The 20,184-nt window shown below is 73.5% G+C and carries 18 protein-coding genes and 1 riboswitch; of the genes, 16 read left to right on the top strand and 2 right to left on the bottom strand.

Annotated elements, in window-relative coordinates; genetic code table 11:
• Positions 1 to 59 precede the first annotated feature (59 nt).
• The 5 genes from ACFTZC_RS33685 to ACFTZC_RS33665 all read left to right on the top strand — a co-directional run bounded on the left by ACFTZC_RS33685 (position 60) and on the right by ACFTZC_RS33665 (position 6,429).
• The gene (locus tag ACFTZC_RS33685; protein ID WP_382896248.1) at positions 60 to 1,502 is read left to right on the top strand and encodes a GuaB1 family IMP dehydrogenase-related protein; all 1,443 of its coding nucleotides are present in this window, start codon (positions 60 to 62) and stop codon (positions 1,500 to 1,502) included.
• Positions 1,503 to 1,627: 125 nt separating this feature from the next.
• Positions 1,628 to 2,080 carry an Lrp/AsnC family transcriptional regulator gene (locus ACFTZC_RS33680; protein ID WP_382896246.1) on the top strand — a complete coding sequence of 151 codons (453 nt, stop codon included), beginning with the start codon at positions 1,628 to 1,630 and terminating at the stop codon, positions 2,078 to 2,080.
• 194 nt (positions 2,081 to 2,274) lie between these two features.
• The gene (locus ACFTZC_RS33675) at positions 2,275 to 3,102 is read left to right on the top strand and encodes a carbon-nitrogen hydrolase family protein (RefSeq protein ID WP_382896245.1); all 828 of its coding nucleotides are present in this window, start codon (positions 2,275 to 2,277) and stop codon (positions 3,100 to 3,102) included.
• Positions 3,103 to 3,227: 125 nt separating this feature from the next.
• The gene (locus tag ACFTZC_RS33670) at positions 3,228 to 4,934 is read left to right on the top strand and encodes a flavin monoamine oxidase family protein (RefSeq protein WP_382896243.1); all 1,707 of its coding nucleotides are present in this window, start codon (positions 3,228 to 3,230) and stop codon (positions 4,932 to 4,934) included.
• Positions 4,935 to 5,196: 262 nt separating this feature from the next.
• On the top strand, positions 5,197 to 6,429 hold the full coding sequence (locus ACFTZC_RS33665) for a glycoside hydrolase family 6 protein (RefSeq protein WP_382896241.1): 1,233 nt from the start codon (positions 5,197 to 5,199) through the stop codon (positions 6,427 to 6,429).
• Here ACFTZC_RS33665 and ACFTZC_RS33660 read toward each other — a convergent pair.
• Both ACFTZC_RS33660 and ACFTZC_RS33655 read right to left on the bottom strand, forming a co-directional pair.
• Positions 6,408 to 7,850 carry a uracil-xanthine permease family protein gene (locus ACFTZC_RS33660; protein ID WP_382896240.1) on the bottom strand — a complete coding sequence of 481 codons (1,443 nt, stop codon included), beginning with the start codon at positions 7,848 to 7,850 and terminating at the stop codon, positions 6,408 to 6,410. The two genes, ACFTZC_RS33665 and ACFTZC_RS33660, sit on opposite strands and share 22 nt — an antisense overlap.
• 230 nt (positions 7,851 to 8,080) lie before the next feature.
• Positions 8,081 to 9,358, bottom strand: a complete 1,278-nt coding sequence (locus tag ACFTZC_RS33655; protein WP_382896238.1) for an MFS transporter — start codon at positions 9,356 to 9,358, stop codon at positions 8,081 to 8,083.
• 191 nt (positions 9,359 to 9,549) lie between these two features.
• Here ACFTZC_RS33655 and ACFTZC_RS33650 point away from each other — a divergent pair, with 191 nt between their 5' ends.
• From ACFTZC_RS33650 to ACFTZC_RS33600, 11 genes are all read left to right on the top strand, one after another.
• Positions 9,550 to 10,731 carry an ROK family transcriptional regulator gene (locus tag ACFTZC_RS33650; RefSeq protein WP_382896236.1) on the top strand — a complete coding sequence of 394 codons (1,182 nt, stop codon included), beginning with the start codon at positions 9,550 to 9,552 and terminating at the stop codon, positions 10,729 to 10,731.
• Positions 10,732 to 10,866: 135 nt separating this feature from the next.
• Positions 10,867 to 10,997: riboswitch (FMN riboswitch) on the top strand.
• Positions 10,998 to 11,181: 184 nt separating this feature from the next.
• Positions 11,182 to 12,357, top strand: a complete 1,176-nt coding sequence (ribD, locus tag ACFTZC_RS33645; protein WP_382896310.1) for a bifunctional diaminohydroxyphosphoribosylaminopyrimidine deaminase/5-amino-6-(5-phosphoribosylamino)uracil reductase RibD — start codon at positions 11,182 to 11,184, stop codon at positions 12,355 to 12,357.
• A complete protein-coding gene (locus tag ACFTZC_RS33640; RefSeq protein ID WP_382896234.1) occupies positions 12,358 to 12,975 on the top strand; it encodes a riboflavin synthase in 618 nt (205 codons plus the stop codon).
• The gene (locus ACFTZC_RS33635) at positions 12,972 to 13,622 is read left to right on the top strand and encodes a nicotinamide riboside transporter PnuC (RefSeq protein ID WP_382896232.1); all 651 of its coding nucleotides are present in this window, start codon (positions 12,972 to 12,974) and stop codon (positions 13,620 to 13,622) included. Before ACFTZC_RS33640 ends, ACFTZC_RS33635 begins: the two co-directional genes overlap by 4 nt.
• Entirely contained in the window at positions 13,619 to 14,995 is a 1,377-nt protein-coding gene (locus ACFTZC_RS33630; protein WP_382896230.1) for a bifunctional 3,4-dihydroxy-2-butanone-4-phosphate synthase/GTP cyclohydrolase II, read from the top strand. The genes ACFTZC_RS33635 and ACFTZC_RS33630 overlap by 4 nt, the downstream gene beginning before the upstream one ends.
• A gap of 74 nt (positions 14,996 to 15,069) precedes the next feature.
• Entirely contained in the window at positions 15,070 to 15,582 is a 513-nt protein-coding gene (ribH, locus tag ACFTZC_RS33625) for a 6,7-dimethyl-8-ribityllumazine synthase (RefSeq protein WP_382896228.1), read from the top strand.
• A gap of 8 nt (positions 15,583 to 15,590) precedes the next feature.
• Positions 15,591 to 15,863: a phosphoribosyl-ATP diphosphatase gene (locus ACFTZC_RS33620; RefSeq protein WP_365815772.1), complete on the top strand. Its 273-nt coding sequence runs from the start codon at positions 15,591 to 15,593 to the stop codon at positions 15,861 to 15,863.
• A gap of 77 nt (positions 15,864 to 15,940) precedes the next feature.
• Positions 15,941 to 16,789, top strand: a complete 849-nt coding sequence (hisG, locus tag ACFTZC_RS33615; RefSeq protein ID WP_382896226.1) for an ATP phosphoribosyltransferase — start codon at positions 15,941 to 15,943, stop codon at positions 16,787 to 16,789.
• A gap of 75 nt (positions 16,790 to 16,864) precedes the next feature.
• Positions 16,865 to 17,320 (top strand): PH domain-containing protein, encoded by a 456-nt coding sequence (locus ACFTZC_RS33610; protein ID WP_382896224.1) that lies wholly within the window; start codon positions 16,865 to 16,867, stop codon positions 17,318 to 17,320.
• Positions 17,321 to 17,565: 245 nt separating this feature from the next.
• Positions 17,566 to 19,035 carry a hemolysin family protein gene (locus tag ACFTZC_RS33605; RefSeq protein WP_382896222.1) on the top strand — a complete coding sequence of 490 codons (1,470 nt, stop codon included), beginning with the start codon at positions 17,566 to 17,568 and terminating at the stop codon, positions 19,033 to 19,035.
• The gene (locus ACFTZC_RS33600) at positions 19,032 to 20,135 is read left to right on the top strand and encodes a hemolysin family protein (RefSeq protein WP_382896221.1); all 1,104 of its coding nucleotides are present in this window, start codon (positions 19,032 to 19,034) and stop codon (positions 20,133 to 20,135) included. Before ACFTZC_RS33605 ends, ACFTZC_RS33600 begins: the two co-directional genes overlap by 4 nt.
• Positions 20,136 to 20,184 lie beyond the last annotated feature (49 nt).

The raw sequence follows: 20,184 nt of genomic DNA, 5'->3' as shown, positions 1-20,184 counted from the left end.
GGGCCCGTCGCTGACTCCCCACCCGCCCCTCAAGCGAAACAGCAGGTGAGAGAGTCAGTATGCGTTTCCTCAACGACGTCACGCCCCCGTACGACCTGACGTACGACGATGTCTTCATGGTGCCGAGCCGCTCCGCCGTCGGCTCCCGCCAGGCCGTGGACCTCTCCTCGCCGGACGGCACGGGCACCACCGTCCCGCTCGTCGTCGCGAACATGACCGCGATCGCGGGCCGCCGGATGGCCGAGACCGTCGCCCGGCGCGGCGGGCTCGTCGTGATCCCGCAGGACATCCCGATCGAGGTCGTCACCGACGTCATCTCCTGGGTCAAGACGCGCCATCTCGTGCTCGACACGCCGATCGTGCTGACCCCGTTCCAGACCGTCGGCGACGCGCTCTCCCTGCTGCCCAAGCGCGCCCACGGCGCGGGTGTCGTGGTCGACGGCGACCGCAAGCCCGTCGGCATCGTCACGGACCACGACCTGACCGGTGTGGACCGCTTCACCCAGCTCTCCGAGGTGATGTCGAAGGACCTGGTGCTGATCTCCGCGGACCTCGACCCGGGCGAGGCGTTCCACACCCTCGACAACGCCAACCGCAAGCTCGCCCCGGCCGTCGACGCCGAGGGCCGGCTCGCCGGTGTCCTCACCCGCAAGGGCGCGCTGCGCGCGACCCTCTACACGCCCGCCACCGACGCCGCGGGCAAGCTGCGGATCGCCGCCGCCGTCGGCGTCAACGGCGATGTCGCGGGCAAGGCGGCGCAGCTGCTCGACGCGGGCGTCGACACCCTGGTCGTCGACACGGCCCACGGCCACCAGGAGTCGATGATCAGCGCTGTCAAGGCGGTCCGCGCGCTCGACCCGAAGGTCCCCGTCGTCGCGGGCAACGTGGTCGCCGCGGAGGGCGTACGCGATCTGATCGAGGCCGGCGCGGACATCGTCAAGGTCGGGGTCGGCCCCGGCGCCATGTGCACCACCCGCATGATGACCGGCGTGGGACGCCCGCAGTTCTCGGCCGTCCTGGAGTGCGCCGCCGAGGCGCGCAAGGCCGGGAAGCACGTCTGGGCCGACGGCGGGGTCAGGCACCCGCGCGATGTCGCCATGGCGCTGGCCGCCGGCGCGTCGAACGTGATGATCGGCTCCTGGTTCGCCGGTACGTACGAGTCGCCCGGCGACCTCCAGCAGTCCGCCGACGGGCGGCTCTACAAGGAGTCCTTCGGCATGGCCTCCGCCCGCGCCGTACGCAACCGTACGAGCGAGGAGTCGGCGTACGACCGGGCGCGCAAGGCGCTCTTCGAGGAGGGCATCTCCACCTCGCGGATGTTCCTGGACCCCGCGCGCCCCGGTGTCGAGGACCTGATCGACTCGATCATCGCGGGCCTCCGCTCCTCGTGCACCTACGCGGGCGCCAACTCCCTCGCGGAGTTCGCCGAGAAGGCGATCGTCGGCGTCCAGAGCGCCGCCGGGTACGCCGAGGGCAAGCCGCTGCACCACAGCTGGAGCTGACCGGGCCGGCGGACGGCTCTCCCGCACTCCCGTACCGTTCGGGTACGGGAGGGCGGAGCCCCCACACGGGGCCCGCACGGAGCCCCCGCAGGGGAGCCCCCGTACAGAGAAATGAACCACCAACAGTGCGACTGAACGAACTCGACGAACGCATCGTCCACGCCCTCGCCGAGGACGCCCGCCGCTCCTACGCCGACATCGGCTCCCTCGTCGGGCTCTCCGCGCCCGCCGTGAAGCGGCGCGTCGACCGGCTGCGTGCCACGGGCGCGATCACCGGGTTCACCGTACGGGTCGACCCCGCCGCCCTCGGCTGGGAGACCGAGGGCTTCATCGAGATCTACTGCCGCCGCAACACCTCGCCCGACGCCATCCGGCGGGGCCTGGAGCGGCTGCCCGAGGTGGTGGCGGCCTCCACCGTGACCGGCGAGGCGGACGCCGTCGTCCAGGTCTTCGCCGCCGACATGCGCCACTTCGAGCAGGTCCTGGAGCGGATCGCGGGCGAACCGTACGTGGAGCGCACGAAGTCGGTGCTCGTCCTCTCCCCGCTGCTGCGCCGGCACTCCGCCGGATCGCCGTAACCGCCGGTTTCTCGCGGTGCCGGTGCCGCGCGTCCCGTGGACAACGAATCGCCGCCGGGGCCGCCGAACACGCAACGGATCGATGGCTCGCGCGCAACGGACGCGTCTTGTCGCCCCCGGCGCCCGGACCGTACGGTCGAGCTGTCCCGGCGGACTCCCGCCGGACCCCCTTCGCACCCCGCCCGAGGTCAGCCATGCCCCCGCTCCGTACCGCCCTGCTCCAGAGCTCGGGACGGCCCGGTTCCGTCGACGGCAGTCTGCGCGTGCTCGACGAGGCCGCGGGCCGGGCCGCGGCGGCCGGGGCCGGGCTGCTCGTCTGCCCCGAGATGTTCCTCACCGGCTACGCCATCGGAGACGCCGTCCACCGGCTCGCCGAGACCGCCGGGGGCCCCGGCGGCGCGGCGGTCGCGGAGATCGCCGTACGCCACGGGCTCGCGGTGCTCTACGGCTACCCCGAGCGGGACCCCGCACCGGCGAGCGGGGCGGTCTACAACTCCGCGCAGCTGATCGGCCCCGACGGCACCCGCCTCGCCAACTACCGCAAGACCCACCTCTTCGGCTCCTTCGAGCGCACCTGGTTCACCCCGGGGGAGCGCCCCGTCGTCCAGGCCGAACTGGCCGGACTGCGGCTCGGGATCATGATCTGTTACGACGTGGAGTTCCCGGAGAACGTCCGCGCCCACGCCCTCGCCGGCACCGATCTGCTGCTGGTGCCCACGGCCCAGATGCACCCGTTCCAGTTCGTCGCGGAATCGATGGTGCCGGTCCGGGCCTTCGAGAACCAGATGTACGTGGCGTACGTGAACCGGACCGGCGAGGAGGGCGCGGCCGGTGAGCGGGACACGTTCGAGTTCGTCGGGCTGAGCTGTCTGGCCGCCCCCGACGGAGCCGTCCGCGCCCGCGCCGGACGCGGCGAGGAACTGCTCCTCGGCGAGGTCGACGGCGCACTCCTGGCCGCCTCCCGCGCGGCCAACCCGTATCTGGACGACCGCCGCCCCGGGCTCTACACGTCGCTGGGCTGACCTCCCCTCCTCTCCCCGCCCCTCCGCGAGTCCGCCGAATCGTTCCGCCCCCTGTCCCGCGTGCCCTGTCCCGCATACCCGGTCCCGCACGCCCGCTCCCTTATGCCGCGAGGAGTCCGTACCCCATGACGTCCACGGTGCCCACCGCCGTCCAGCACACCGACGCGCAGCCGCCGGTCACCATGGCCGGTCCCGACTTCCCCTACGCGTACGACGACTTCCTCGCCCACCCCGCCGGGCTCGGCCAGATCCCCGCCGCCGAGCACGGCACGGAGGTCGCCGTCATCGGCGGCGGGCTCTCCGGCATCGTCACCGCGTACGAGCTGATGAAGATGGGGCTGAAGCCCGTCGTGTACGAGGCCGACCGGATCGGCGGGCGGCTGCGTACCGTCGGCTTCGACGGCTGCGACCCCGGGCTGACCGCCGAGATGGGCGCGATGCGCTTCCCGCCGTCCTCCACCGCGCTGCGCCACTACATCGACCTGGTGGGCCTGGAGACCCGGCCCTTCCCCAACCCGCTGGCCCCCGGCACCCCGTCCACCGTGGTCGACCTCAAGGGCACCTCCCACTACGCGCGGACCGTCGACGAACTGCCGCCCGTCTTCCACGAGGTGATGGACGCCTGGAACACCGCCCTGGAGGAGGGCGCCGACTTCGCCGCCATGAACCGGGCGCTGCGGGAGCGCGACGTGCCCCGGATCCGGGAGATCTGGGCGAAGCTGGTCGAGAGGCTCGACAACCAGACCTTCTACGGCTTCCTCTGCGACTCCCCGGCCTTCGCCTCCTTCCGGCACCGGGAGATCTTCGGCCAGGTCGGCTTCGGCACCGGGGGCTGGGACACCGACTTCCCGAACTCCATCCTGGAGATCCTGCGGGTCGTCTACACCGAGGCCGACGACCACCACCGCTCCATCATCGGCGGCAGCCAGCAGCTTCCGCTGCGGCTCTGGGAGCGCGCGCCCGGCAAGCTCACGCACTGGCCGGCCGGTACCTCGCTCGCCTCGCTGCACGACGGCGCGCCGCGCCCCGCGGTGACCCGGCTGCACCGTACGGCGGGCAACCGGATCACCGTCACGGACGCCACGGGGCGGATCCGTACGTACCGCGCCGCGGTCTTCACCGCCCAGTCCTGGCTGCTGCTCTCCAAGATCGCCTGCGACGAGTCGCTCTTCCCGATCGACCACTGGACGGCGATGGAGCGCACCCACTACATGGAGTCCTCCAAGCTGTTCGTGCCGGTCGACCGGCCGTTCTGGCTGGACGAGGCCGTGGACGACCGGGGGGAGCCGACCGGGCGCGACACGATGTCGATGACGCTCACCGACCGGATGACCCGGGGCACCTATCTGCTGGACGACGGGCCGGACCGGCCGGCGGTCATCTGTCTCTCGTACACCTGGTGCGACGACAGCCTCAAGTGGCTGCCCCTGTCGCCGGAGGAGCGGATGGAGGTGATGCTGACCTCGCTCGGCGAGATCTATCCGAAGGTCGACATCAGGAAGCACCTCATCGGCGGGCCGGTGACCGTGTCCTGGGAGAACGAGCCCTGGTTCATGGGCGCGTTCAAGGCCAATCTGCCCGGTCACTACCGTTATCAGCGGCGGCTGTTCACCCACTTCATGCAGGACCGGCTGCCCGCGGACCGGCGGGGGATCTTCCTGGCCGGGGACGACATCTCGTGGACGGCGGGCTGGGCCGAGGGCGCCGTGCAGACCGCGCTCAACGCGGTGTGGGGGGTGATGCGCCACTTCGGCGGCGCCACCGACCCGGTCAACCCCGGGCCCGGCGACCTGTTCGACGCACTCGCGCCCGTGGAGCTCCCGGAGGGCTGAGCCCGCCCGGGAGTTCCTCCGGTTCCCGTCGTACGACAGGTGTCCACCGGCGGCCCGCGCCGGGGCGGAGGCCCGGCTGCGCAGCGGGGCCGAGCGCGGCCGGGCCCGGGCGACCGAAGCGGGCGTACATCGGTGCGGCGTGCCCCGGTCGGGGCCGTGAACCCCGCTGATCCGGGTCCGTGCGCCCCGCACACCGGCATAGGCTCGCGCTCGCCCGGCCCGGCGCTCGCCCGGCCGGGCACCGTGCGAAGGGGGAATCCAGGTGGCGGGAACAGGGGCGCGGCGCTCCACGGCTCAGCTCGAACGGGCCGAACGGCGCCGTGCCGTACGGCACCACGCCATGGCCGTCGCGGCCTCGGCGGTGGTCGTCGTCTCCACCGTCACCGGTGTGCTGAGCGCCGCCGCGGGAGGGGGCGAGCGGGACACGGCCGGGCCCGCGCCCACCTCGTCGCCGGTGCTCGCGCCGCTGCCCGGGGTGCCCAGCCGGGTCGCCGCCGCCCCGTCGGTGTCCTCGCCGCCGCCGTCGAGCACCCCGCTGTCGGCGCCGAGCCCGTCCCGTACGGCCGCGGCGCGCACCCCGTCGGCGGCCGCCCCGGAGGGCGGGCGCCGCTCCCCGGAGCGCGCCGGGCCCGTGGACGCCGCGCTCTACCGCCATCCCGCGTCCCAGGTGCTCGACTGGGTCGCCGCGCACCGCGACGACCCCCGGCGCCCGCTGATCGAGTCGCGGATCGCGGACCGGCCCGCCGCGGTCTGGTTCGCCGCCTACAACCCGGGTGCCGTCACGGGGGAGGTCCGCGCGGTGACGGCCGGGGCCGCCGCGGCGGGCCGGGTGCCCGTCCTCGTGCCGTACGCGATCCCCGACCGGGACTGCGGGGGCGCCTCGCAGGGCGGGGCGCCCGACCTCGCGGCGTACGACGGCTGGATCGCGGAGTTCGCGGCGGGGCTCGGCGCGGGACCGTCGATCGTCGTCCTCGAACCCGACTCGGTCGCGCTCTCCGACTGCCTCGACGCGGCGGCGCGCGCCGACCGGTACGCCTCGCTGGCCCGCGCGGCCCGGACGATCCACGCGGCCGCCCCGAAGGCGCGGGTCTACTTCGACGCGGGCCACTCCGGCTGGCACCCGGCGGAGCGCCAGGCGTCGCTGCTGCGGGCCGCCGGGGCCGCGAGCAGCGGTGACGGCATCTTCACCAACGTCTCCAACTTCCACCGCACCGCCGACGAGGCGGCGTACGCCCGGCAGGTGCTGGCCGCGCTCGGCGGCCCGGCCCGGCTCGGCGCGGTGATCGACACCAGCCGGAACGGCAACGGGGCCCCGGCCGCCGGGCAGTGGTGCGATCCGGCGGGCCGGGCGCTGGGCCGGGCGCCGACGACCGACACGGGCGAGGCACGGATCGACGCCTACCTGTGGGTGAAGCTGCCGGGGGAGTCGGACGGCTGCAAGGGGGCGGCGGGTTCGTTCACCCCGGACTACGCCTACGAACTGGCGACCGGCTGAGCGGGCTCGTCGGGTCCGTCAGCTCCGCCGGATCCGCCCGGTCCCTCGGAACCGCCGGGTCCGCCGGGCCTGTCGGCTCCGTCGGGTCCCTCCGTTCCCTTGAGATGCGCCGGGGCGAAGGCGCGCAGCGCGTGGTAGCCGGTGATCACCACGATCGTGCCGAGGGCGATCCCGCCGATCTCGAAATTGTCGGTGATCTTCAGGCTCACCCCGCCGACCCCGATGATGATGCCCGCGGCCGTCGGCACCAGATTGAGCGGATTACGCAGGTCCACCCCGGCGTTGGTCCAGATCTGCGCGCCGAGCAGGCCGATCATGCCGTACAGGATGACGGTGATGCCGCCGAGCACCCCGCCCGGGATCGCGGCCACGACCGCGCCGAACTTGGGGCAGAGGCCGAAGAGCAGGGCGAAACCGGCGGCTGCCCAGTACGCCGCGGTGGAGTAGACGCGGGTGGCGGCCATGACGCCGATGTTCTCGGAGTACGTGGTGTTGGGCGGGCCGCCCACGGCGGTGGAGAGCATCGAGGCCGCACCGTCCGCCGCGATCGCCGTGCCCAGCTCGTCGTCGAGCGGGTCGCCGGTCATCTCGCCGACGGCCTTCACATGACCCGCGTTCTCCGCGATCAGCGCGATCACGACCGGCAGCGCGAGCAGGATCGCCGACCACTCGAAGCTCGGCCCGTGGAAGTCCGGCAGCCCGACCCAGGGGGCCTTGCCGACGCCCGACAGATCCAGCCGCCAGTGGTCGACGGCCTCGGCGCCGCCCGCCGGGGAGTGGATCCGGCCCAGGACCCGGTCGAAGATCCAGGAGATCGCGTACCCGAAGACCAGACCGAGGAAGATCGCGATCCGGGACCAGAAGCCGCGCAGACAGACCACGGCGAGGCCGGTGAAGACCATCACCAGCAGCGCCGTCCACTGGTCCTGCGGCCAGTACGTGGTGGCCGTCACCGGCGCCAGGTTGAAGCCGATCAGCATCACCACCGCGCCCGTCACCACGGGCGGCATCGCGGTGTGGATGATCCGGGCGCCGAAGTGCCGTACCGCGAGCCCGGCCAGCAGGAGCACGCCGCCCACGACCAGGATGGCGCCGGTGACGGTGGAGCTGTCGCCGCCCGAGGCCCGGATCGCCGCGGCCACGCCGACGAACGAGAGCGAACACCCCAGATAGCTCGGCACCCGGCCGCGGGTCGCCAGCAGGAAGATCACCGTCGCGACGCCGGACATCATGATCGCGAGATTGGGGTCCAGGCCCATCAGGACCGGGGCCACGAACGAGGCGCCGAACATCGCCACCACGTGCTGGGCGCCGAGGCCCGCCGTGCGGGGCCACGACAGCCGCTCGTCGGGGCGGACGACGGCGCCCGGTGCCGGCGTGCGCCCGTCTCCGTGCAGGGTCCAGCGCACGCCGAGCTTCATGGGTGGTGCTCCACTTCTGGGTCGCGTCCGGCACGGAACCGGCGCCGCCACGGCCCGGACCGGGCTCGGAGGCTGTCGGGTGACCTCCGGCCGCGCCCGGTCGGAGGTCACCCGACAGGCTCTCAGCCGATCGGGCGGCTGTGTGGCCGAAAAAGATCAGCGCCCATCGTAGTGCCGCCACCGGACCGCTCCGCCCGGCGGTCGTCGGACAAGGCCTTCGGACCGGGCCTTCAGGCCGGGCCCAGGGGGTCGGAGGCCGCCGCCGGGTCGCCGGCCCGCTCGTTGCCCGGGGCGCGCGCCCCGTCGGCGGCCCCGTTCGCGGCGGTGCGCCGGTCGCCCGTACGCAGCACCCCCGCGCCCACGACCAGACCGCAGGCGAGCAGCGTGACCAGCCCGAACGAGGCCACCAGCGAGGTCGCGTCGGCGACCGCGCCGATCGCGGAGGGCGCGATCAGCCCCGAGGTGTACGTGATGGTGGCCACCCCCGCGATGGCCTGGCTCGGGTTGGGACCCGAGCGCCCCGCCGCCGCGAAGGCCAGCGGCACGACCACCGCGACCCCGAGCCCCAGCAGTCCGAATCCGGCCATGGCGACCAGCGGCTGCGGCGCGACGACCACCAGCAGACCGCCCGCCGCGGCGAGCACCCCGCCGGTGCGCACGGTCCGTACCGCGCCGAACCGGTCGACCACCCGGTCGCCGGAGAGCCGGGTGACCGCCATGGTGAGGGCGAAGGCCGTCGTCGACGCGGCGGCCACCCCGGGCGAGGTGTCCAGGACGTCCCGCAGATAGACCGCCGACCAGTCCAGGCTCGCGCCCTCCGCGAAGACCGCGCAGAACCCGACGACCCCGATGAGCAGCGCGGACCGGGGCGGCAGCGCGAACCTCGGCGGGGCCTCCGCCTCGGGCGCGCTCCGTACGTCCAGCACGTTCTGACAGGCGATCAGGCCGAGCGTCGTGAGGACGAGGGCCGCGAGCAGGTGGTGCAGTCGCGCGTCGGCGCCGAGATGGGCCGCGAGCGCGCCGGCCGCCGACCCGATCAGGGCGCCCGTGCTCCACATGCCGTGCAGGCTGGAGATGATCGACCGGTCGAGCCGGGCCTCGGTCTCCAGACCCAGCGCGTTCATCACCACGTCCGACATGCCCGACGAGGCGCCGAAGACGAACAGCGCCGCGCACAGGGTGACGAGGTTGGGCGCCAGCGACGGCAGGACCAGGGCCAGCGTCCACAGGGAGAGCAGCCCCCGCAGCGCGGTGCGCGAGCCGAACCGGTGGCTGATCGCCCCCGCGACCGGCATCGCGGTCACCGAACCGATCGCGGGAAAGGCGAGCGCCAGACCGAGCTGCCCCGCGCTGAGACCGGCGTGCTCCTGGATCCAGGGGACCCGGGTGGCGAAACTGCCGGTGACCGCGCCGTGCACGCAGAAGACGACGGCGATGGCGAGCCGGGCCCGCCGCAACCCCTGCTTGTCGTGTTTGCCGTGCATGTCGCCGACCGCTTCAGCCCGCATGCCGTTCCGTCCTCCCCTGAGGGTCCCGCTCCGTCGGGTGTCCCGTTGCCCGGGCCCACCCCTGACACACCTCCGCCAGGTGCGGGGAGTAAATTATCAGGAACCCTGCCTGATAAATAGAGACAGGCGGGAGGCACCTCAGGACCGCCGGGGACATCCGTCCCCCGGCGGCTGTCTGGAAGGATCCCGGCATGGCCGCATCCCCGAGCACCGCCCGGGCCATCAACGACCGGCTTGCCCTGCGACTGCTCCAGCAGGAAGGCCCGTTGACGGCGGGACAGCTCAAGACGATGACCGGGCTCTCCCGCCCCACCGTCGCCGATCTGGTGGACCGGCTCCAGGAGTCGGGGCTGGTCACCGTCGTCGGGGAGAGCGACGACCGCCGCCGCGGCCCCAGGGCCCGGCTGTACGGGATCGTCGCCGACCGCGCCCATCTCGCCGCCCTGGACGTACGGACCGACAGCGTCGCCGTCGTCGTCGCCGATCTGCTCGGCGTCACCCTCGCCGAGGCCGTCCTGCCCATCGGCAGCGACACCGCGACGGAGCCCGCCGTCGAACAGGCCGCGGCGCTGTTGGAGGGCACCGCCCGGCAGGCCGGCTCCGTACCCCTGCACAGCGTCGGCATCGGCGCCCCCGGCCTGGTCGACGCCACCGGCGTACTCCGCGAGACCACCGGGCTGCCGGAGTGGCACCGGCGGCTCGTCGCCGTGCTCCAGGAGCGGCTGCCCGCCACCCTCCTGGTCGAGAACGAGACCAACCTCGCCGCCCTCGCCGAGCAGCGCCTCGGCGCCGCCCGCGGCCAGGACACCTTCGTACTGCTCTGGATCGGCCACGGCATCGGCGCGGCCGTCGTGCTCGACGGGCGGCTCCGCCGGGGCGCCTCGGGCGGAGCGGGCGAGATCGGCTTCCTGCCCGTGCCCGGCACCGGGGGGCTGCCCTCGGCGACGGCCTGCGACGGCGGCTTCCACAGCCTGGCGGGGTCGGCCGCCGTCTGCGAACTCGCCGAGGGGTACGGGCTCGTGCCCGCACCCGGCGCGCCCCAGGAGCCGCCGTCCGCCGCGCTGGTGCGCGCCGCCGTCGGGGACGGGCGGCCCGGCGCGGGAAAGTTCCTCGACACCCTCGCCGACCGGCTGGCCATCGGCGCCGCGGGGGTCGCCGCGGTTCTCGACCCCGGCCGGATCGTGCTGGCCGGGGAGGTCGGCCACGCGGGCGGCGAGGCGCTGGCCGCCCGGGTCGAGGAGCGGCTCGCCGCGATGTCCCCGCTCCGGACCGAGGTCAGACCCGGGGCGCTCGGCGGCGCCGCCGTGCTCAGGGGCGCGCTGCTCACCGCGCGCGACGCGGCGCAGGACGAGCTGTTCGCGCCCGGCATATGAGGCTCTCCGGAGGTGCGGGCAGGACGGGCGGAGCGCAACCCCTCGGCGGCATTCCCGGCCCTTCTGTGAGTCAGCCCACAGCGCTCGCCCGGAACGCCGACGATCAGCCGTGGCACACTGGTCGCGTACCAGCAGCAGCGCACTCCGGGGTCGGTGCAATTCCGAACCGGCGGTTACAGTCCGCGACCCGGCCGCATCCAGTGGCCGGTTGACCAGGTGAGATTCCTGGACCGACGGTTAAAGTCCGGATGGGAGGCAGTGCGCGGCGGGCTCTTACCGGTACGCCGCCCCGGGCGGGTTCGTCCTCCGACGAGCCGGCTTCCCGGCCCTGGCGTTCCCCGGTGAGTTCCCGTTTCTCTGTCGTCATCGACAGGCCCCGGAGTCCGTGCCCGAAGAGGCAGGAGGACCCGGGTGGCCACCCAAGCCGAACGCGTCACCGACGCGGACGCCATGCGGCGGGCCGTCGCGCTCGCCGCCCGCGGACTCGGCTCCACCAGCCCCAATCCGGTCGTCGGATGCGTGATCCTGGACGCCTCGGGACACCTCGCCGGCGAGGGCTTCCACCGCCGCGCGGGCGGCCCGCACGCCGAGGTCCACGCCCTGCGCGCGGCGGGATCCCGGGCCCGGGGCGGCACGGCCTACGTCACGCTCGAACCCTGCGCCCACACCGGCCGCACCGGCCCCTGCGCCCAGGCACTGATCGACGCCGGGGTCGCCCGCGTCCACTACGCGGTCCCCGACCCGAACCCGCAGGCCGCCGGGGGCGCCGCCACCCTGCGCGCCGCCGGGATCACCGCCGAGCCCGGGCTGCTCGCCGCCGAGGCCGAGGCGGGCAACGCCGCCTGGCTCACCTCCGTACGCCGGGGCCGCCCGTACGTCCTGTGGAAGTACGCGGCCACCCTCGACGGCCGGATCGCCGCAGCCGACGCCACCAGCCGCTGGATCACCTCCGCCGAGGCGCGCGCCGACGTGCACCGGCTGCGGGCCGAGGCCGACGCGGTCGTGGTCGGCTCCGGCACCGCCCGCGCCGACGACCCGCACCTCGCGGTCCGCGGCATCGAGGGCGCCGTCCAGCCGCTGCGGGTCGTCGTGGACACCGAGGCCACCGCCGTGCGGCCCGGCGCCCGGGTCCTGGACGGCGGCGCGCCCACCCTGATCGCCGTCGCCGAGGACGCCGACGCCCGCCATCTCCCCGACGCCGTACGGCTGCCCCGCGCGGCCGGGGGCCGGGGGCTCTCCGTCCCCGCCCTGCTGGCCGCCCTGCACGAGCGCGGCGTGCGTTCCGTACTCCTCGAAGGCGGCCCGGCGCTGGCCGGCTCCTTCGTCGCCGCGGGCGCGGTCGACAAGGTCGTCGGCTATCTCGCCCCGGTCCTCCTCGGCGCCGGGCCCGCCGCGCTCGGCGACGCCGGAATCACCACGATCGCCGGGGCGTTGCGCCTGCGGATGACGGAGACCGTACGGATCGGCCCGGACCTGCGGATCACCGCGATCCCCGAAGAGGCCACCACGATCCCCGAAGGGGCCACCGCGGCCCCCGGATCCCCCGTCGCGCGGGCCACCGGGCCCGCCGCGGCCACGGGCACCGCCACCGCCACCACTGTCACGACCGCCACGAAGGAGCGTTGAGTGTTCACCGGAATCGTCGAAGAACTGGGTGAGGTCACCGCCGTGGAGAACCTCGGTGACTCCTCCCGCTTCCGCCTGCGCGGACCCGTCGTCACCGAGAACGCCCGGCACGGGGACTCCATCGCCGTCAACGGTGTCTGTCTGACGGTCGTCGAGTCGGGGGACGGCGAGTTCACCGCCGATGTGATGGCCGAGACGCTCGACCGGTCCAGCCTCGGCGCCCTCGGGGCCGGCTCCCGCGTCAACCTGGAGCGGCCCATGGCCCTCGGCGGCCGGCTCGGCGGACACATCGTCCAGGGCCATGTCGACGGCACCGGCACCATCGTCGAGCGCACGCCCTCCGAGCACTGGGAGATCGTCAAGATCTCGCTGCCCGCCGCCCTGACCCGCTACGTCGTGGAGAAGGGCTCCATCACCGTGGACGGCGTCAGCCTCACGGTCGTCGACGCGGGCACCGACCACTTCACCATCAGCCTCATCCCCACCACCCTCGCGCTGACCACCCTCGGCATCAAGGGGCCGGGCGACCCGGTCAACCTGGAGGTCGACGTCATCGCGAAGTACGTCGAGCGCCTGCTGACCCCTCAGCGCGCACAGGCCGAGGAGTCCGCGCGGTGAGCACCCTGTCCTGGCTGAACGGTGAGGCGTTCAGCGCCTTCGGTCAGCACATCCTGTGGTCCGACATGATCGGCAACACCATCGGTCTGGCCGCGCTCGCCCTCGGCTGGCGGCGCTCCATCTGGACCTGGCCCGCCCAGCTCCTCTCCGGCGTCGTCCTCGTCGGCGCGTACGCCTCCGCCCACCTCAGCGGCGGCGTCGGCAAGCAGCTCCTGGTCATCGGCGTCGCGGTGTGGGGCTGGCGTCAGTGGCAGAGGGGCACACAACAGGCGCAGGACGGCTCGATCGCCGTACGGTTCGCCACCTGGCGCGAGCGCGGGCTGCTCCTCGGCGCGACGGCCCTGGGCACCCTCGCCGTCGGCGGGCTCTTCGTCGCCGTACCCGAACTGTCCTGGAACCCCTGGCCCGACGCGTACATCTTCACCGGCACCCTCGCGGCGATGGTCGCGCAGGCGCGCGGTCTCGTCGAGTTCTGGTTCGCCTGGCTCCTCGTCGACCTGGTCGGCGTCCCCCTCGCCTTCAGCAGCGGACTGGCCTTCTCCGGCCTCGTCTACGTCATCTACCTCGCCCTCGTCCTGTGGGGCATGCGCGACTGGTGGCTGCGCTCCCGCGCCGGCGCCATGCCCCTGGAAGGAGCAGCAGTATGACCACTCGTCCGTCCCCCGCCACCGCCCTCGACGAGGCGGCGGCCGGTATTCCGCACCCCGACACCCCCGGGACCCCGCGCACCGACCCGCCGCGCCTCGCCTGGTCCGCCCGCGACCACGCCGAGGACCTCTCCCTCGACCCCGTGGCGCAGGCCATCCGCGACATCGCGGCCGGCCGCCCCGTCGTGGTCGTGGACGACGAGGACCGCGAGAACGAGGGCGATCTCGTCATCGCCGCCGAGAAGGCCACCCCCGAGATCATCGCCTTCATGATGAGCGAGTGCCGCGGCATGATCTGCGCCCCCATGGACGGCGCGGAGCTGGACCGGCTGGAACTCCCGCAGATGGTCGGCGACAACACCGAGTCGATGCGGACCGCCTTCACCGTCACCGTCGACGCCTCCGCCGCCCACGGCGTCACCACCGGGATCTCCGCCGCCGACCGCGCCACCACACTCCGGCTCCTCGCCTCGGGCGAGGCGGCGCCCGGCGACTTCGTCCGCCCCGGCCATGTCTTCCCGCTGCGCGCCAGGTCCGGCGGCGTCCTCGTGCGCAACGGCCACACCGAGGCCGCCGTCGACCTCGCCCGGCTCGCCGGGCTGCGCCCGGCCGGCGCGATCGTGGAGATCGCGGGCGAGGACGGGGTGATGCTGCGGCTGCCAGAGCTGGTCCCGTTCGCGCGCAAGCACGGCCTGACGATCATCTCCATCGAGGACCTGATCGCCTACCGCCGCACCGATGAGCCCACGGTCCGCCGGGAGGCCGAGGTCAGCCTGCCCACCGCCTACGGCGACTTCACCGCGTACGGATACCGCTCCACCGTCGACGGGGTCGAGCACGTCGCCCTCGTCCACGGGGAGCTCGGCGACGGCGAGGACGTGCTCGTGCGCGTCCACTCCGAGTGCCTGACCGGCGACATCTTCAGCTCCCAGCGGTGCGACTGCGGCCCCCAGCTCCAGGCGTCCATGGAGCGCGTCACCGCGGAGGGCCGCGGCGTCGTCGTCTACCTGCGCGGCCACGAGGGGCGCGGCATCGGCCTGCTCTCCAAGCTCCGCGCGTACGAACTCCAGGAGCGGGGCCACGACACCCTGGACGCCAACCTGGAGCTGGGGCTGCCCGCCGACGCCCGCGACTACGCGGCGGGCGCGCGGATCCTCGACGACCTCGGGGTGCGCAGCCTGCGGCTGATGACCAACAACCCCGACAAGACCACGGCCCTCGTCCGGCACGGCCTGCGGGTCACGGGGCGCGAGCCGATGCCCGTCCAGGCGGGCGAGCACAACCTCCGCTACCTGCGCACCAAGCGCGACCGGATGGGCCACGACCTGCCGTGGCTCGACGCCGCCGCCGTGTCCACCTGCGGCAACCAGTAGGACCGTACGGCCGGCCACGGCTGACGTACGGCCGGCGCACCACCCGACCAGCAGCACAGCATCCGAGGAGAGACGTGAGCGGCAAGGGCGCACCCGAACTGAGCGTGCAGAACTGCGGAGACCTCCGGGTCGCCGTGATCGCGGCGCAGTGGCACGAGAAGATCATGGACGGTCTCGTCGACGGCGCCCTGCGCGCCCTGCGCGACCTCGGCATCGACGAGCCGACGCTGCTGCGCGTGCCCGGCAGCTTCGAACTGCCCGTCGTCGCCAAGGTGCTCGCGGGACGCGGTTACGACGCGGTCGTCGCGCTCGGGGTCGTCATCCGGGGCGGCACCCCGCACTTCGACTATGTGTGCCAGGGCGTCACCCAGGGCCTCACGCAGGTTTCCGTGGACACCGGGGTCCCCATCGGCTTCGGCGTACTGACCTGCGACACCGAGGAACAGGCCCTGGACCGGGCCGGTCTCGAAGGCTCCCACGAGGACAAGGGACACGAGGCGGTGACCGCCGCCGTCGCGACCGCGACCACCCTGCGCACCATCGCCGAACCCTGGCGCCGGTCGAGTGAGTCCAGCCGCGTAAAGTGAGCGTCACCATGTCCAAGAAGACGTTCGAGGAGCTGTTCAGCGAGCTCCAGCAGAAGGCCGCCCACGGCGACCCCGCCACCTCCCGCACCGCCGAACTGGTGGAGAAGGGCGTACACGCCATCGGCAAGAAGGTCGTCGAGGAGGCGGCCGAAGTGTGGATGGCCGCCGAGTACGAGGGCAAGGAAGCCGCCGCCGAGGAGATCTCCCAGCTCCTCTACCACGTCCAGGTGATGATGGTGGCGCGCGGAATCTCCCTTGACGACGTGTACGCCCATCTCTGAGCATCGCCTCAGCACCACTTCGTACCGTTCCACACCATTTGCCCCGCCCCATCCTCCGCACGAAGGAACAAGACCTCATGCTGCGCATCGCCGTCCCCAACAAGGGTTCACTCTCCGGGCCTGCGTCGGCGATGCTCCATGAGGCCGGATACCAGCAGCGCAAGGAGTCCAAGGAACTCGTCCTGGTCGACCCGGAGAACGAGGTCGAGTTCTTCTACCTGCGCCCCCGCGACATCGCGATCTACGTCAGCTCCGGCAAGCTCGACATCGGCATCACCGGCCGCGATCTGCTGCTGGACTCGGAGGCCGACGCCGAGGAGATCCTGCCGCTCGGCTTCGCCCGCTCCACCTTCCGCTACGCCACCAAGCCGGGGACCGCGACCGGGGTCACCGAGTTCGGCGGCATGACCGTCGCCACCTCGTACGAGGGCATCGTGGCCCGGCACCTCGCCGACCACGGCGTCGACGCCTCCGTCGTCCACCTCGACGGCGCGGTCGAGACCGCCATCGAACTGGGCGTCGCCCAGATCATCGCGGACGTGGTGGAGACCGGCACCTCGCTGCGGAACGCGGGCCTCGAAGTCATCGGCGAGCCGATCATGACCTCGGAGGCGGTCGTCATCCGGCGCACCGGCTCCGACGCGGCGGAACCGAAGGTGCAGCAGTTCCTGCGCCGCCTCCAGGGCGTCCTCGTGGCCCGTACGTACGTGATGATGGACTACGACTGCCGCGCCGAGCACCTGGAGCGGGCCGTCGCGCTCACCCCGGGGCTCGAATCGCCGACCGTCTCCCCGCTGCACAACGAGGGGTGGGTCGCCGTCCGCGCGATGGTCCCGGCCAAGGAGGCCCAGCGGATCATGGACGACCTCTACCAGCTGGGCGCCCGCGCCATCCTCACCACGGCCATCCACGCCTGCCGGCTCTGACCGGCTCCCGCCGCACCCGAACCGTCCCGCCGGAGGCCCCCGGGGCCTCCGGCCACCACCCCGGGAAGACCCGCCATGTCCGTGCCCGCCCCTGCCGTACCCGCCCTGCCGGTCACGTTCCGGCCGACCGCCACCCGCACGGTGCTGCTGTCCGTCGGCACGGTCATGTTCGTCGTCATCTCGGCCATCGGCCTGGTGCTCGAACAGCTCAGCACGGGGGAGCGGCTGAGCTTCATCCTCACCGCGCTGCTGTTCTTCGGCGTGCTGGCGCTGCTCAGCCGTCCGAAGGTCGTCGCCGACGACACGGGGGTGACTGTCGTCAATCTCACCCGCACCCGCCGGCTGGAATGGGCCGAGATCCTGCGCGTCAATCTGCGGCCCGGCGACCCCTGGGTCTTCCTTGACCTCAGCGACGGCAGCAGCCTGCCCGTCCTCGGTATTCAGCCGGGCGTGGCCAAGGCGCACGCCATCCGCGACGCCCGCGCGCTGCGCGACCTGACCGAGTCCCGCGCCGCGCGCGACCGCGACTGACCAGCGACGGACCCCTCCGGCAGCCACCGGGACACCGGCCGCGCACCGGTGACCGGTCGCCAGGTCCTGTCCGTCCGGGCCCTGTCTTGATTACTCTGGTGGTGGAGGCGCCGAGTGCGCCCCGCCCCGCATCAGACGGCCGTCGACGGCCCGCGGGGCATCCTGCGACCCGAGGAGTGACTCCCTCCAGCAATGGACGGATCGTCCGGTAGTACCTGCGCCGCCCCCTTCGACGAGGCGGCGGCATGACCATCCCCCTTCTGCTGCTCACCGCAGCGTTCCTTCTCATCCTCGCCAACGGCTTCTTCGTGGCGGCCGAGTTCGGTCTGATCACGGTCGACCGCCCCGACGCCGAGCGCGCCGCCGCCGAGGGCGACCGCCGAGCCCGTACCGTCGTCAGAGCCCTGCGGGAACTCTCCTTCCAGCTCTCCGGCACCCAGCTCGGCATCACCATCACCTCGCTCGTCGTCGGCATGCTCGCCGAGCCGGCGCTCGCCGAACTGCTCGGCCCGCCGCTCGCCGCGACCGGACTGCCCGCCGGGGCCGTCTCCGGCATCGCGGTGGTCATCGGCATGCTGCTGGCGTCCGCCCTCCAGATGGTGATCGGTGAGCTCGTCCCCAAGAACTGGGCGGTCTCCCGGCCGCTCCAGGTCGCGCGGTTCGTGGCGGGCCCGCAGTACCTCTTCGCCACCGTCTTCCGGCCGGTGATCTCGCTGCTCAACGCCGTCGCCAACCGGCTGGTGCGGATACTCGGCGTGGAGCCGACCGACGAACTCGCCTCCGCCAGGACCCCCGGCGAACTCGTCTCCCTGGCCCGCCACTCCGCGCAGGCCGGCACCCTCGAACAGGACACGGCCGACCTGTTCGTACGGACCCTCTCCCTCGGCCGGCTCACGGCACAGCACGTGATGACCCCCCGGGTGAAGGTCAGCGCCCTCCAGGCGGACGCGACGGCGGCGGACGTCCTCAACCTCACCCGGGCCACCGGGCTCTCCCGCTTCCCCGTCTACCGCGAGCGCATCGACGAGATCATCGGCATGGTGCACCTCAAGGACGCGCTCGCCGTCCCCGTGGCGGAGCGGCGCCGCACCCCGGTCGGCCGGATCGCCGTCACCGCGCTCTTCGTCCCGGAGACCCTGCCGGTGCAGCAGCTCCTGGCACGGCTGCGCAACGAGCAGCCCATAGCCGCCGTGGTCGACGAGTACGGCGGTACGGCCGGGGTCGTCACCCTGGAGGACATCGTCGAGGAACTCGTCGGCGAGGTGCTCGACGAGCACGACCCCGAGCGGGACGGACGGCCGGAACTCGCCCCCGTCGACCCCGTGGACGGCCGGCCCGCCTGGGAGGCCGACGGCAGCGCCCGGGTCCTCACCCTGCGGCGCATCGGACTCGACGTCCCCGAGGGCCCGTACGAGACCCTCGCCGGGCTCGTCGCCGATCTGCTCGGCCGGATCCCGGCCCCCGGCGACCGCGCGGAGCTGCCCGGCTGGCGGCTCTCCGTGCGCCAGGTGGACCGCTACCGGGCCGAGCGGGTCCGGCTGATACGGCTGACGGGCGAAGGACCGGCCGGGCTCGTACCGGACCACCCCGCCGCGCCGCCGGTCCGCACCGGGGCGCCGCCCGGCAGGGCCCCCGACGGGACCGCCGCCACCGCGGCCGACGTCCTCGTGGGCGCTCCCGCCGAGGCCCCCGCGCCGGTGGAGGCCGTCCGATGAGCGTGCTGCAACTCGCCTTCGCCCTGCTCCTGGTCCTCGCCAACGGCTACTTCGTCGGGGCCGAGTTCGCCCTCGTCTCCGTACGCCGCAGCCAGATCGAGCCGCACGCCGCGCGCGGCTCGGCCAAGGCCCGGCAGGCGCTGTACGGGCTGGAGAACCTGCCGCAGATGATGGCCGCCGCGCAGTTCGGCATCACCGTCTGCTCCCTGACGCTCGGCGCGGTGGCCGAACCGACGGTGGCGCGGCTCCTGGAGCCCGTCTTCCACGCGATGCGCGTGCCGGAGGGCCTGATCCATCCGCTGGGATACGTCATCGCCCTGGCGCTCGTCGTCTTCCTGCACCTCGTCATCGGCGAGATGGTCCCCAAGAACCTCGCCATGGCGGCCCCGGAGAAGACCGCGCTGTGGCTCAGCCCCGGCCTGGTCGGCTTCGCCCGCCTCTGCCGGCCGGTCACCGCCGGCCTCGGCGCCTGCGCCCGGCTCGTCCTGCGGGCCTTCCGCGTCGAACCCAAGGACGAGGTGGAGGCCGTCTTCACCAGCGAGCAGCTCAACCGGCTCGTCGAGGACTCGGGACAGGCGGGGCTGCTGGAACCGGAGGCGCAGGAGCGGCTGGAGGACGCGCTGGAGCTGGGCAGCCGCCCGGTCACCGACGTGCTCCTCACCCGCGCCTCACTGGTCACCGTGGACCCGGCGGTCACACCGCGGGAGATCGAGGAGCTGACGGTACGCACCGGCTACTCCCGCTTCCCGGTGTGCGCCGAGGGCGGCGGCGCCTTCATGGGGTTCCTGCACGTCAAGGACGTCCTCGATCTGGAGATGGCCGACCGGGCCGTGCCCCAGCACATCTGGCGGCCGATGGCGACGCTCCGCGCGGAACTCCCGCTGGACGACGCCCTCACCGTGATGCGCCGCGCGGCCACCCATCTCGCCCAGGTCGCGGACGCGTCCGGGCGGGTGCTCGGCCTGGTGGCGCTGGAGGACGTCCTCGAAATGCTGGTCGGGGAGGTACGCGACCCCTCCCACCGGGCGGCGTCCGTCCCCCGGGCGGCCCTCGTCGGCGAGCAGCGCACGGACCAGGCCTCCCAGGTCCTGGCCGGCTGAATCCCGGCCCGGTAACCCGGCCGCACCGGTGACCGGTGCGGCCGGCACC

The sequence above is a fragment of the Streptomyces sp. NPDC056987 genome (assembly GCF_042673865.1).
GTDB lineage: Bacteria > Actinomycetota > Actinomycetes > Streptomycetales > Streptomycetaceae > Streptomyces.
The sequence above is the reverse complement of the archived record's forward strand: the minus strand, read 5'-3'. Positions and strand labels throughout refer to the sequence as shown.

Bases quoted from the DNA above. Each gene is read 5' to 3' on its own strand.
- ACFTZC_RS33650 (WP_382896236.1), top strand. From the start codon at position 9,550: ATGGCCGCATCCCCGAGCACCGCCCGGGCCATCAACGACCGGCTTGCC.
- ACFTZC_RS33605 (WP_382896222.1), top strand. From the start codon at position 17,566: ATGACCATCCCCCTTCTGCTGCTCACCGCAGCGTTCCTTCTCATCCTC.
- ACFTZC_RS33675 (WP_382896245.1), top strand. From the start codon at position 2,275: ATGCCCCCGCTCCGTACCGCCCTGCTCCAGAGCTCGGGACGGCCCGGT.
- ACFTZC_RS33660 (WP_382896240.1), bottom strand. From the start codon at position 7,850: ATGAAGCTCGGCGTGCGCTGGACCCTGCACGGAGACGGGCGCACGCCG.
- ACFTZC_RS33630 (WP_382896230.1), top strand. From the start codon at position 13,619: ATGACCACTCGTCCGTCCCCCGCCACCGCCCTCGACGAGGCGGCGGCC.
- ACFTZC_RS33620 (WP_365815772.1), top strand. From the start codon at position 15,591: ATGTCCAAGAAGACGTTCGAGGAGCTGTTCAGCGAGCTCCAGCAGAAG.
- ACFTZC_RS33610 (WP_382896224.1), top strand. From the start codon at position 16,865: ATGTCCGTGCCCGCCCCTGCCGTACCCGCCCTGCCGGTCACGTTCCGG.
- ACFTZC_RS33670 (WP_382896243.1), top strand. From the start codon at position 3,228: ATGACGTCCACGGTGCCCACCGCCGTCCAGCACACCGACGCGCAGCCG.
- ACFTZC_RS33655 (WP_382896238.1), bottom strand. From the start codon at position 9,358: ATGCGGGCTGAAGCGGTCGGCGACATGCACGGCAAACACGACAAGCAG.
- ACFTZC_RS33685 (WP_382896248.1), top strand. From the start codon at position 60: ATGCGTTTCCTCAACGACGTCACGCCCCCGTACGACCTGACGTACGAC.
- ACFTZC_RS33600 (WP_382896221.1), top strand. From the start codon at position 19,032: ATGAGCGTGCTGCAACTCGCCTTCGCCCTGCTCCTGGTCCTCGCCAAC.
- hisG (WP_382896226.1), top strand. From the start codon at position 15,941: ATGCTGCGCATCGCCGTCCCCAACAAGGGTTCACTCTCCGGGCCTGCG.
- ribD (WP_382896310.1), top strand. From the start codon at position 11,182: ATGCGGCGGGCCGTCGCGCTCGCCGCCCGCGGACTCGGCTCCACCAGC.